Origin of the sequence: Pseudomonas sp. C 49-2, assembly GCF_003970195.1 — a bacterium.
Taxonomy (GTDB): domain Bacteria; phylum Pseudomonadota; class Gammaproteobacteria; order Pseudomonadales; family Pseudomonadaceae; genus Aquipseudomonas; species Aquipseudomonas canadensis.
Genome location: NZ_RXYG01000011.1, coordinates 40,923 through 53,755, shown reverse-complemented (window position 1 = coordinate 53,755; position 12,833 = coordinate 40,923). Strand labels below are relative to the sequence as shown.

Below are 12,833 nucleotides of genomic sequence, written 5' to 3'. Positions count from 1 at the left end.
AATTTTGACATGCAAAGTTCGGGCGGGATTTTGGCGTCAAGTCCTACAAAGCATCCTACTGGCGATGTGATGTCGTTCCTTGCTTGTAGGATGTCGCTGACAGAGCAGGTCCAACACCCGAGCAGGTTGATGATCGAAGTGTCAGTACTCCGCTGACGGCGCACTACCGTGATCGATGCGCGTGAAGGGGGCGCGGTGCACCACATAACAACAGGTTGACGTCGCTCGGCATCCGCCGGGCGCAGCACTTTCGGGGAAGTACTATGAAGATGCGACGACTCTTGGGCGCAGCTGCCACTCTGGTAGTTGCGATGAGCTCCACACTGGCCAGCGCCGACAGCAAGACCCTGAGCATCGGCTATGTGGACGGCTGGTCCGACAGCGTGGCTACCACCCACGTGGCGGCAGAAGTGATCAAGGCCAAGCTCGGTTATGACGTGAAACTGCAAGCCGTCGCCACCGGGATCATGTGGCAGGGCGTTGCCACCGGCAAGCTCGACGCCATGCTCTCGGCCTGGCTGCCGGTCACCCACGGTGAGTACTGGGCCAAGAACAAGGACAAGGTGGTCGACTACGGCCCCAACTTCAAGGACGCGAAGATCGGCCTGATCGTACCGGAGTACGTCAAGGCCAAGTCCATCGAAGATCTCAAGACCGACACCACCTTCAAGAACAAGATCGTCGGCATCGACGCAGGTTCTGGCGTGATGCTCAAGACCGACGAAGCTATCAAGCAGTACGGCCTCGATTACAAGCTGCAAGCCAGCTCGGGCGCGGCGATGATCGCCGAGCTGACCCGTGCCGAAGACAAACAGGAATCCATTGCGGTCACCGGTTGGGTGCCACACTGGATGTTCGCCAAGTGGAAACTGCGTTTCCTGGACGATCCAAAAGGGATTTATGGTGCTGCTGAAACCGTCAACAGCATCGGCAGCAAGGGCCTGGAGAAGAAAGCGCCGGAAGTCGCGGCCTTCCTGAAGAAATTCCAATGGGCCTCCAAGGATGAAATCGGCGAAGTCATGCTCGCTATCCAAGAGGGCGCCAAGCCCGATGCCGCCGCCAAGGATTGGGTCGCCAAGCACCCTGAGCGTGTCGCCGAGTGGACCGGTAAATAACACTACAGCTACATCCCTTGTGGGAGGGGGCTTGCCCCCGATGGCGGTCTGTCAGCTATAGATGTGCTGGCTGACACACTGCTATCGGGGGCAAGCCCCCTCCCACAATTGTTTTGCATCCCGCAAATCCTCCAGCGGCCTCAGAATCCCTCGCTACACTCGATCTAATACTAAGGTCGTCTGGAACCTCTACGGCAGCCGCTTACAGTGGATACGTTCCAATAATAAAAAAGCTGTGCTGCGAGGATAAAAACAATGAACGACAGCATTTACCTCTCGATTCAAAACAGCCCGCGTTTCAAGGAGCTGGTGAGAAAAAGGGAAAGGTTCGCCTGGATTCTCTCGGCGATCATGCTAGGGCTTTACTCCGCTTTCATCCTGTTGATCGCCTACGGGCCACAAGTACTGGGGGCCAAGATCAGCCCCGGCTCGTCGATTACCTGGGGCATTCCCCTGGGCGTCGGGCTGATTGTGTCCGCCTTCATCCTGACCGGCATCTACGTGCGCCGGGCCAATGGCGAGTTTGACGACCTGAACAATGCGATTCTCAAGGAGGCTGCGCAATGATCCGGCGTCTACTGGCAATATTCGGCGCTTCGCTCTTTGCCCCGGCCGTTTGGGCGGCGGATGCATTGACCGGTGAAGTGCACAAGCAACCCCTGAACGTTTCGGCCATCGTGATGTTCGTCGCGTTTGTCGGCGCGACCCTGTGCATCACCTACTGGGCCTCCAAGCGCAACAAATCGGCGGCCGACTACTATGCAGCCGGCGGCAAGATCACCGGTTTCCAGAACGGCCTGGCGATTGCCGGTGACTACATGTCGGCGGCGTCCTTCCTGGGGATTTCCGCGCTGGTCTACACCTCTGGTTATGACGGCCTGATCTACTCGATCGGCTTCCTGGTGGGCTGGCCGATCATTCTGTTCCTGATCGCCGAGCGCCTGCGTAACCTGGGCAAGTACACCTTTGCCGACGTGGCGTCCTATCGCCTGGGCCAGACTCAGATTCGCAGCCTGTCGGCCTGCGGCTCGCTGGTGGTGGTGGCGTTCTACCTGATCGCGCAGATGGTCGGTGCGGGCAAGCTGATTCAGCTGCTGTTCGGCCTGGACTACCACGTTGCGGTGATCCTGGTCGGTATCTTGATGGTGATGTATGTACTGTTCGGCGGCATGCTGGCGACCACCTGGGTACAGATCATCAAGGCAGTGTTGCTGCTGTCCGGTGCCTCGTTCATGGCACTGATGGTGATGAAGCACGTCAACTTCGACTTCAATGCCCTGTTCTCCGAGGCGATCAAGGTTCACCCTAAAGGTGAGGCGATCATGAGCCCCGGCGGCTTGGTGAAAGACCCGATTTCCGCGTTCTCCCTCGGGCTTGCGCTGATGTTCGGTACGGCTGGCCTGCCACACATCCTGATGCGCTTCTTTACCGTCAGCGACGCTAAAGAAGCGCGTAAGAGCGTGTTCTATGCCACCGGTTTCATCGGTTACTTCTACATCCTGACCTTCATCATCGGCTTTGGCGCGATCCTGCTGGTCAGCACCAACCCGGCGTTCAAGGATGCGGCAGGCGCCTTGCTGGGCGGCAACAACATGGCGGCGGTGCACCTGGCCAACGCGGTGGGTGGCAGTATCTTCCTGGGCTTCATCTCGGCCGTGGCCTTCGCCACCATCCTTGCGGTGGTTGCCGGCTTGACCCTGGCCGGTGCGTCGGCGGTGTCCCATGACCTGTACGCCAGCGTGATCAAGAAAGGCAAGGCCAACGACAAGGATGAGATTCGCGTTTCGAAAATCACCACCGTTGCCTTGGGCGTCCTTGCGATTGGCCTGGGTATCCTGTTCGAAAGCCAGAACATCGCGTTCATGGTTGGCCTGGCGTTCTCCATTGCCGCCAGCTGTAACTTCCCGGTGCTGCTGCTTTCCATGTACTGGAAAAACCTCACCACCCGTGGCGCGATGATTGGCGGCTGGCTGGGCTTGATCAGTGCCGTTGGCCTGATGGTGCTGGGCCCGACCATCTGGGTCTCGATCCTGCACCATGAAAAAGCCATCTTCCCTTATGAGTACCCGGCGCTGTTCTCGATGATCATCGCGTTCGTCGGCATCTGGTTCTTCTCCATCACCGACAAGTCGGCGGCGGCAGAGAAAGAGCGTGCGCTGTACTTCCCGCAGTTTGTGCGTTCGCAAACTGGCCTGGGGTCGAGTGGGGCGGTTTCTCACTAAGGTTGTAGCTGGACAGGAAAATACCCCGGTCGAAAGGCCGGGGTATTTTTTTGTCTATAAATTAGGGATTGATCTGACAAAACTGTTTCTCAAATCCTGCACAAATAAAAACGGCCTCCACTAAGGGAGGCCGTTTTCAGTGCAACTAAGCGATGCTTACTTGCGATCTTCCAGCTGGGTGATGTCGCGCGACTCGTAGCCGGTGTACAACTGGCGCGGGCGGCCAATCTTGTACGGGCTGGAGAGCATTTCTTTCCAGTGGGAGATCCAGCCCACGGTCCGCGCCAGGGCGAAGATCACGGTGAACATGCTGGTTGGAATGCCGATCGCCTTGAGGATGATCCCCGAGTAGAAGTCGACGTTCGGGTACAGCGAGCGTTCGATGAAGTACGGGTCGGTCAAAGCGATCTCTTCCAGGCGCATGGCCAGTTCGAGTTGCGGATCGTTCTTGATGCCCAGTTCCTTCAACACTTCGTCGCAGGTCTGCTTCATGACGGTAGCGCGTGGGTCGCGGTTCTTGTAGACCCGGTGACCGAAGCCCATCAACTTGAACGGATCGTTCTTGTCCTTGGCCTTGGCGATGAACTTGTCGATGTTCGAGACATCGCCGATTTCATCGAGCATGGTCAGTACGGCTTCGTTCGCACCGCCGTGGGCAGGGCCCCAGAGTGCGGCGATACCGGCGGCGATACAGGCGAACGGGTTGGCACCCGAAGAACCTGCCAGGCGCACGGTAGAGGTGGAAGCGTTCTGCTCGTGGTCGGCGTGGAGGATGAAGATCCGGTCCATGGCCTTGGCAAGCGTCGGGCTGATCGGTTTGATCTCGCACGGCGTGTTGAACATCATGTGCAGGAAGTTTTCCGCGTACGTCAGGTCGTTGCGCGGGTACATCATGGGTTGGCCCATGGAGTACTTGTAAACCATTGCGGCCAGGGTCGGCATCTTGGCAACCAGGCGGATCGCGGAGATTTCGCGATGCTGCGGGTTATTGATGTCGAGGGAGTCGTGATAGAAGGCCGACAGGGCGCCGACCACGCCGCACATGACGGCCATCGGGTGGGCGTCGCGACGGAAGCCGTTGAAGAAGGTCTTCAACTGCTCGTGAACCATGGTGTGGTTCTTCACGGTGCTGACGAACTGGGCTTTCTGCTCGGCTGTTGGCAGCTCGCCATTTAGCAGCAGGTAGCAGGTTTCGAGGTAGTCCGATTTCTCAGCCAGTTGCTCGATCGGGTAGCCGCGATGCAGCAAAATGCCATTATCACCGTCGATGTAGGTGATCTTCGACTCGCAAGAGGCGGTCGACATGAAGCCTGGGTCGAATGTGAAACGGCCCGTGGCCGTCAGGCCCCGTACGTCGATAACATCGGGACCAACGGTGCCGGTTAAAATGGGCAGCTCGACGGGGGCTGCGCCCTCGATGATCAACTGCGCTTTTTTGTCAGCCATGTGGCCTCCTATTTATGCTTCAAATCATCAGACAGACCCCCCACGCAGGGCCCGCACCACTATATTGATATAAATCCAGATGTCAATTTGCCTAAAGTCTTGCAGCAGAAGGCTTTAACCGTACTTTTTCCTCGAAATTGCCTGCCATTTACGCCTTTTATTCCCCCAGCGCAATCCGCTATTAGGGTGAGGAGTGCGCGTTGTCATTAGTAACCTAACTGTCTATACTCGGCCACCGACCGCCAAGGGCTTTTGGGCTTGCTTTCATTGGGGGTCGCACTCCCTGGGTGGTGCTTACCTGACCAGTGCACTCCCCAACAACTTTGCCCTGATTGTTAGGGGCTCTTCAGTGTGAAAAAAAGCCGTGAATAGCCAACGACCTGTAAACCTAGACCTAAGGACCATCAAACTCCCCATCACCGGCGTTACGTCGTTCCTGCACCGTGTTTCCGGCATCATCCTGTTCCTGGGCTTGGGCATCATGCTTTATGCATTGAGCAAATCCCTGGGTTCCGAGGAAGGATACGCCGAGGTGAAGGCATGCTTGACCAGCCCGCTGGCCAAGTTCGTAGCATGGGGCCTCCTGTCTTCTCTTCTGTATCACCTGGTAGCCGGTGTGCGCCACTTGATCATGGACATGGGCATCGGTGAGACGCTGGAAGGCGGCCGCCTGGGCTCGAAAATCATCATCGCCATTTCCGTGGTGCTGATCGTTCTGGCAGGAGTTTGGATATGGTAACCAGCGTTACGAACCTTTCGCGTTCGGGCCTCTATGACTGGATGGCACAGCGTGTGTCTGCGGTCGTTCTCGCGGCTTATTTCATTTTCCTGATCGGATACCTCGTCGCAAACCCGGGCATCGGCTATGAGCAATGGCACGGCCTGTTTTCCCATAATGCGATGCGAATCTTCAGTCTGCTGGCCCTTGTTGCCCTGGGCGCACACGCCTGGGTAGGCATGTGGACCATCGCGACCGACTACCTGACGCCGATGGCGCTGGGCAAGTCCGCGACTGCAGTACGTTTCCTCTTCCAGGCAGTATGCGGCGTCGCGATGTTCGCTTACTTCGTCTGGGGTGTGCAGATTCTTTGGGGTATCTGATTCATGGCTAACATTCCAACTATTTCATTCGACGCCATCATTATTGGTGGCGGCGGTGCTGGCATGCGCGCTGCGCTGCAGCTGGCCCAGGGCGGTCACAAGACTGCCGTGATCACCAAGGTGTTCCCGACCCGTTCCCACACCGTATCGGCCCAGGGTGGCATCACCTGCGCCATCGCCTCCGCCGACCCGAACGATGACTGGCGCTGGCACATGTACGATACCGTCAAGGGTTCCGACTACATCGGTGACCAGGACGCGATCGAATACATGTGTCAGGAAGGCCCTGCTGCGGTGTTCGAGCTGGACCACATGGGTCTGCCGTTCTCCCGTACCGAGCAAGGCCGTATCTACCAGCGTCCATTCGGCGGCCAGTCGAAGGATTACGGTAAAGGCGGGCAGGCTGCCCGTACCTGCGCCGCTTCCGACCGTACCGGTCACGCGCTGTTGCACACCCTTTATCAGGGCAACCTGAAAGCCGGTACCACGTTCCTGAACGAGTACTACGCTGTCGACCTGGTGAAGAACGCACAAGGCGAGTTCGTCGGTGTAATCGCCATCTGCATCGAAACCGGTGAAACCACCTACATCCGCGCCAAGGCTACCGTGCTGGCGACCGGCGGTGCAGGCCGTATCTATGCGTCGACCACCAATGCCCTGATCAACACCGGTGACGGCGTCGGCATGGCACTGCGTGCTGGCGTACCGGTGCAAGACATCGAAATGTGGCAGTTCCACCCGACCGGTATCGCCGGCGCTGGTGTACTGGTTACAGAAGGTTGCCGTGGTGAAGGTGGTTACCTGATCAACAAGCACGGCGAGCGTTTCATGGAGCGTTATGCTCCGAACGCGAAAGACCTGGCGGGTCGTGACGTTGTGGCTCGTTCGATGGTTAAAGAGATCATCGCCGGTAACGGCTGTGGCCCGAATGGCGATCACGTACTGCTGAAGCTCGATCACTTGGGCGAAGAAGTACTGCACAGCCGTCTGCCAGGTATCTGTGAGCTGTCCAAGACCTTTGCTCACGTTGACCCGGTGGTTGCTCCGGTGCCGGTTGTTCCGACTTGCCACTACATGATGGGCGGCGTGCCGACCAACATTCATGGCCAGGCGATCACCCAGAACGCCGCAGGCGAGGACGAGATCATCCACGGTCTGTTCGCTGTAGGCGAAGTGGCGTGCGTATCGGTTCACGGCGCCAACCGCCTGGGCGGCAACTCGCTGCTCGACCTGGTGGTCTTCGGCCGTGCTGCTGGCCTGCACCTGGAAAAGGCGCTGACCGACGGTATCGAATACGACGACGCTACCGACGCCAACATCGAGGCCGCCCTGGCGCGCCTGAACGCTCTGAACGAGCGCACTGATGGCGAAGACGTGGCAACTCTGCGTCGCGAGCTGCAAAGCTGCATGCAGAACTACTTCGGTGTATTCCGTACCGGCGAATACATGCAGAAGGGTATCGCCCAGCTGGCTGACCTGCGCAAGCGCATCGCCAACGTCAAGATCAACGATAAGAGCCAGGCGTTCAACACCGCTCGTATCGAAGCCCTTGAACTGCAAAACCTGCTGGAAGTGGCCGAAGCGACTGCAATCGCCGCCGAGGTTCGTAAGGAATCTCGTGGTGCCCACGCCCGTGAAGACTTTGAAGATCGCGACGACGAAAACTGGTTGTGCCACACCCTGTACTTCCCGGGTGACAAGCGCGTGACCAAGCGTGCCGTGAACTTCTCGCCGAAGACGGTTCCGACGTTTGAACCGAAGATTCGGACTTACTAAGGGTGGCTGCCATGTTGAAAGTCAGTGTTTATCGCTACAACCCTGATCAGGACGCTGCGCCGTTCATGCAGGAATTCCAGGTCGATACCGGTGGTAAAGACCTGATGGTGCTGGATGTATTGGCACTGATCAAAGAGCAGGACGAAGGTTTCTCCTATCGTCGCTCTTGCCGTGAAGGTGTGTGCGGTTCCGACGGCATGAACATCAACGGCAAAAACGGCCTGGCGTGCATCACGCCGCTGTCCGCCGTGGTCAAAGGCAACAAGCTGATCGTTCGTCCACTGCCAGGTTTGCCGGTTATCCGTGACCTGGTCGTCGATATGAGCATCTTCTACAAGCAATACGAGAAAGTTAAGCCGTTCCTGCAGAACGACACGCCGGCTCCGGCCATCGAGCGTCTGCAGTCCCCGGAAGAGCGCGAGAAGCTCGACGGTCTGTACGAGTGCATCCTGTGCGCTTGCTGCTCGACTTCGTGCCCGTCCTTCTGGTGGAACCCGGACAAGTTCCTGGGCCCTGCTGCCCTGCTGCAAGCGTACCGCTTCCTGGCAGACAGCCGTGATACCAAGACGTCCGAGCGTTTGGCTTCGCTGGATGACCCGTTCAGCGTATTCCGCTGCCGCGGGATCATGAACTGCGTCAACGTATGTCCCAAAGGCCTGAACCCGACTAAGGCCATTGGTCACATCCGTAACATGCTGCTGCAGAGCGGCGTGTAACTGACGTTGTAGTAAAAGCAGGACCGTTGTGCCCGTAAATGCTACGGCGCAGGCTTCAACCGGCGCCGTAGTTTTAACTTGAGCAGCGACTTACAAAGCCGCGGCTCTTATTTTGAAGAAATGAGACAAGCAGGGGCATTCGGGTTGGTACCCGAACTATCAGCGTGATCCTAAGTGGCTTGTTTTGGTCGCTGCACTTGGCCTTTTGCAAGCAAACTCGGTGTTTTCGCCGGTGGTGTCCCCAAATCGAGGGTGACCAAGCATGCAAGAAAGCGTGATGCAGCGCATGTGGAACAGCGGCTATCTTTCAGGTGGTAACGCTGCCTATGTGGAAGAGCTTTATGAGCTCTACCTGCACGACCCTAACGCTGTGCCAGAAGAATGGCGCACCAAATTTCAGACGTTGTCTTCAGACGGCAACGCTGCCACCGATGTATCGCACGCAACGATTCGCGATCAATTTGTGCTGCTGGCAAAGAACCAGCGCCGCGCCCAACCGGTTTCCGCCGGGAGCGTGAGCAGTGAGCACGAGAAGAAGCAAGTTGAAGTATTGCGACTGATCCAGGCCTACCGGATGCGCGGCCACCAGGCGGCCCAGCTTGACCCGCTGGGGCTCTGGAAGCGTCCTGCACCTGCTGACCTGTCGATCAATCATTACGGCTTGACCAATGCCGATCTTGATACGACCTTCCGTGCCGGCGACCTGTTCATCGGCAAAGAGGAAGCGAGCCTACGCGAAATTCACGAAGCGTTGCAGCAGACATATTGCCGCACCATCGGCGCTGAGTTCACGCACATCACCGATTCCGAGCAACGCCACTGGTTCCAGCATCGCCTGGAAGGTGTGCGTGGTCGTCCGGTATTGTCCGCTGACGTACGCAGCCACCTGCTTGAGCGCGTAACCGCTGCCGAAGGCCTGGAAAAATACCTGGGTACCAAATACCCGGGCACCAAGCGTTTCGGCCTGGAAGGCGGCGAAAGCCTGATCCCGATGCTCGACGAGCTGATCCAGCGTTCCGGTTCCTACGGCACCAAGGAAATCGTGATCGGCATGGCCCACCGTGGTCGCCTGAACGTGTTGGTCAACACCTTCGGCAAGAACCCGCGTGAGCTGTTCGACGAATTCGAAGGCAAGAAGAAGGTCGAGTTGGGTTCCGGTGACGTTAAATACCACCAGGGCTTCTCGTCCAACGTGATGACCACCGGCGGTGAAGTTCACCTGGCCATGGCCTTCAACCCATCCCATCTGGAAATCGTTTCTCCGGTGGTCGAGGGTTCGGTCCGTGCTCGCCAGGATCGTCGTAACGACACCACCGGTGAAAAAGTTCTGCCAATTTCCATCCACGGTGACGCGGCATTCGCCGGTCAAGGCGTGGTCCTGGAAACGTTCCAGATGTCGCAGACACGCGGCTTCAAGACTGGCGGTACGGTTCACATCGTCATCAACAACCAGGTCGGTTTCACCATCAGCAACCCGCTGGACGCGCGCTCCACCGAGTACGCGACCGACGTTGCCAAGATGATCCAGGCGCCGATCCTCCATGTGAATGGTGATGATCCGGAAGCTGTGTTGTTCGTGACCCAGTTGGCCATTGACTACCGCATGCAGTTCAAGCGTGACGTCGTGATCGACCTGGTCTGCTACCGCCGTCGCGGTCACAACGAAGCTGACGAACCAAGCGGCACCCAGCCGTTGATGTACCAGCAAATCACCAAGCAGCGCACCACCCGTGAGCTGTACGCCGAAAGCCTGACCAAGGCCGGTGTGGTTGACGATGCGCGTGTTCAGGCCAAGGTCGATGAATACCGCAACGCGCTGGACAATGGTCTGCACGTAGTGAAAAGCCTGGTTAAAGAGCCGAACAAAGAGCTGTTCGTGGACTGGCGTCCGTACCTGGGCCACGCCTGGACTGCGCGTCACGACACCTCGTTCGATCTGAAAACCCTGCAGGAATTGTCCGCCAAGCTGTTGGAAATTCCAGAAGGCTTCGTGGTTCAGCGCCAAGTGGCGAAGATTTACGAAGACCGTCAGAAGATGCAAGCCGGCGGCCTGCCGATCAACTGGGGTTACGCCGAAACCATGGCGTACGCGACCCTGGCGTTCGAAGGTCACCCAATCCGCATGACCGGCCAGGACATCGGCCGTGGTACGTTCTCGCACCGTCACGCGGTATTGCACAACCAGAAAGACGCGGGCACCTACATCCCGTTGCAGAACCTGTACGAAGGCCAGCCACGTTTCGATCTGTACGATTCGTTCCTGTCCGAAGAAGCGGTTCTGGCGTTCGAATACGGTTACTCGACCACCACGCCAAACGCGCTGGTGATCTGGGAAGCCCAGTTCGGCGACTTCGCCAACGGCGCCCAAGTGGTAATCGACCAGTTCATCACCAGCGGCGAGCACAAGTGGGGTCGCCTGTGCGGTCTGACCATGCTGCTGCCACACGGTTATGAAGGTCAGGGTCCTGAGCACTCCTCGGCCCGTCTGGAGCGTTACCTGCAGCTGTGCGCCGAGCACAACATCCAGGTGTGCGTGCCGACTACCCCGGCCCAGATCTACCACTTGCTGCGTCGCCAGGTGATCCGCCCGCTGCGCAAGCCGCTGGTAGTGCTGACACCGAAGTCGCTGTTGCGTCATAAATTGGCCATCTCGACCCTGGAAGATCTGGCTGATGGTTCGTTCCAGACCGTTATTCCAGAAATCGACGCGCTGGACGCAGCCAAGGTGACTCGCCTGGTCCTGTGCAGCGGCAAGGTCTACTACGACCTGCTGGAAAAACGTCGTGCCGAAGGCCGCGAAGACATCGCCATCGTGCGTATCGAGCAGCTTTACCCGTTCCCGGAAGACGACCTGATGGAGGCCATCGCGCCTTACACCAACCTCACCAACGTGGTGTGGTGCCAGGAAGAACCGATGAACCAGGGCGCGTGGTACAGCAGCCAGCATCACCTGCGTCGCAGCATGGGTAACCACAACAAGGCGCTGAACCTGGAGTACGCCGGTCGCGATGCTTCTGCTGCACCTGCATGTGGTTATGCGTCGATGCACGCCGAGCAGCAGGAAAAACTGCTGCAAGATGCTTTTACTGTTTAACGCCTTCGCGCTGACTGAAACCGAATTTTAAGGACACACAGATAATGGCTATCGAAATCAAAGCCCCGTCATTCCCGGAATCGGTTGCCGATGGCACCGTTGCCACTTGGCACAAGAAACCAGGCGACGCTGTAAAGCGTGACGACCTGATCGTTGACATCGAGACCGACAAAGTCGTGCTGGAAGTATTGGCCGAAGCTGACGGCGTGCTGGGCGCAATCGTTGCCGAAGAAGGCGCTACCGTTCTGTCGAACCAGGTACTGGGCTCGATCGAAGAGGGCGGCGCTGCTGCCGCTGCTCCTGCTGCTGCACCGGCAGCCGCCGCTGCTCCTGCCGCCGCTCCGGCTGCTGGCGCTGAAGACCCGATCGCTGCACCGGCTGCCCGTCAGTTGGCTGAAGAGAACGGCATCAACCTGGCGTCCGTCAAAGGCACCGGCAAAGACGGTCGCATCACCAAGGAAGACGTGGTTGCTGCTGTTGAAGCCAAGAAAAACGCTCCAGCTGCCGCACCTGCCAAGGCTGCTGCCCCGGCCGCCGCTGCTCCTGTGTTCGCCGCTGGCGACCGCACCGAGAAGCGCGTTCCGATGACTCGTGTACGTGCCACCGTGGCCAAGCGTCTGGTTGAAGCCCAGTCGAACATGGCGATGCTGACCACCTTCAACGAAGTCGACATGACCGAAGTCATGGCCCTGCGTTCGAAGTACAAGGATCTGTTCGAGAAGTCCCACAACGGCGTGCGCCTGGGCTTCATGTCCTTCTTCGTTAAAGCGGCCACCGAAGCGCTGAAACGCTTCCCGGCAGTCAACGCTTCCATCGACGGCAACGACATCGTTTACCATGGCTACGCCGACGTCGGCGTTGCCGTGTCCAGCGACCGTGGCCTGGTGGTTCCAGTACTGCGTAACGCCGAACTGATGAGCCTGGCTGAAATCGAAGGCGGCATCGCCACCTTCGGCAAGAAAGCCCGTGACGGCAAGCTGACCATCGACGAGATGACCGGCGGTACCTTCACCATCACCAACGGTGGTACCTTCGGTTCGATGATGTCGACGCCGATCGTCAACCCACCACAAGCGGCAATCCTGGGCATGCACAACATCATCCAGCGTCCGATGGCCATCAACGGCCAAGTCGTGATCCGCCCAATGATGTACCTGGCGCTGTCGTACGATCACCGCCTGATCGATGGTAAAGAAGCCGTGACTTTCCTGGTGACCATCAAGAACCTGCTGGAAGACCCGGCTCGTCTTCTTCTGGATATTTGATTGAAGCAGCTTCAAGTTGCGGGCTACAAGCTGCAAGTAAACGCAGTTTGGCTTGCAGCTTGAAGCTCCGAGCTTGAAGCTTGAAGCTAATAGAGGAT

The 12,833-nt window shown here is 58.1% G+C and carries 10 protein-coding genes; 9 read left to right on the top strand and 1 reads right to left on the bottom strand.

Annotated elements, in window-relative coordinates; all coding sequences use genetic code 11:
- Nucleotides 1-263: 263 nt before the first annotated feature.
- The 3 genes from EJ576_RS21360 to EJ576_RS21350 all read left to right on the top strand — a co-directional run bounded on the left by EJ576_RS21360 (nucleotide 264) and on the right by EJ576_RS21350 (nucleotide 3,337).
- The gene (locus EJ576_RS21360; RefSeq protein WP_025857941.1) at nucleotides 264-1,115 is read left to right on the top strand and encodes a glycine betaine ABC transporter substrate-binding protein; all 852 of its coding nucleotides are present in this window, start codon (nucleotides 264-266) and stop codon (nucleotides 1,113-1,115) included.
- 255 nt (nucleotides 1,116-1,370) lie between these two features.
- Entirely contained in the window at nucleotides 1,371-1,682 is a 312-nt protein-coding gene (locus EJ576_RS21355) for a DUF485 domain-containing protein (RefSeq protein ID WP_003190001.1), read from the top strand.
- On the top strand, nucleotides 1,679-3,337 hold the full coding sequence (locus tag EJ576_RS21350) for a cation acetate symporter (protein ID WP_028615711.1): 1,659 nt from the start codon (nucleotides 1,679-1,681) through the stop codon (nucleotides 3,335-3,337). The genes EJ576_RS21355 and EJ576_RS21350 overlap by 4 nt, the downstream gene beginning before the upstream one ends.
- Nucleotides 3,338-3,493: 156 nt before the next feature.
- Here the strand turns inward: EJ576_RS21350 and gltA are convergent, their stop codons facing one another.
- Nucleotides 3,494-4,783 (bottom strand): citrate synthase, encoded by a 1,290-nt coding sequence (gene gltA, locus EJ576_RS21345; protein WP_028615712.1) that lies wholly within the window; start codon nucleotides 4,781-4,783, stop codon nucleotides 3,494-3,496.
- Nucleotides 4,784-5,147: 364 nt separating this feature from the next.
- Here gltA and sdhC point away from each other — a divergent pair, with 364 nt between their 5' ends.
- The 6 genes from sdhC to odhB all read left to right on the top strand — a co-directional run bounded on the left by sdhC (nucleotide 5,148) and on the right by odhB (nucleotide 12,735).
- The gene (gene sdhC, locus EJ576_RS21340) at nucleotides 5,148-5,522 is read left to right on the top strand and encodes a succinate dehydrogenase, cytochrome b556 subunit (protein ID WP_003190005.1); all 375 of its coding nucleotides are present in this window, start codon (nucleotides 5,148-5,150) and stop codon (nucleotides 5,520-5,522) included.
- Entirely contained in the window at nucleotides 5,516-5,884 is a 369-nt protein-coding gene (sdhD, locus tag EJ576_RS21335) for a succinate dehydrogenase, hydrophobic membrane anchor protein (protein WP_003172805.1), read from the top strand. The genes sdhC and sdhD overlap by 7 nt, the downstream gene beginning before the upstream one ends.
- Nucleotides 5,885-5,887: 3 nt before the next feature.
- Nucleotides 5,888-7,660, top strand: a complete 1,773-nt coding sequence (gene sdhA / locus EJ576_RS21330) for a succinate dehydrogenase flavoprotein subunit (protein WP_122725258.1) — start codon at nucleotides 5,888-5,890, stop codon at nucleotides 7,658-7,660.
- 11 nt (nucleotides 7,661-7,671) lie between these two features.
- On the top strand, nucleotides 7,672-8,376 hold the full coding sequence (locus EJ576_RS21325; RefSeq protein WP_003172807.1) for a succinate dehydrogenase iron-sulfur subunit: 705 nt from the start codon (nucleotides 7,672-7,674) through the stop codon (nucleotides 8,374-8,376).
- Between the two features lie 262 nt (nucleotides 8,377-8,638).
- Nucleotides 8,639-11,470, top strand: a complete 2,832-nt coding sequence (locus EJ576_RS21320; protein WP_122725261.1) for a 2-oxoglutarate dehydrogenase E1 component — start codon at nucleotides 8,639-8,641, stop codon at nucleotides 11,468-11,470.
- A 44-nt stretch (nucleotides 11,471-11,514) separates the two neighbouring features.
- Entirely contained in the window at nucleotides 11,515-12,735 is a 1,221-nt protein-coding gene (gene odhB, locus EJ576_RS21315; protein WP_126571017.1) for a 2-oxoglutarate dehydrogenase complex dihydrolipoyllysine-residue succinyltransferase, read from the top strand.
- Nucleotides 12,736-12,833 lie beyond the last annotated feature (98 nt).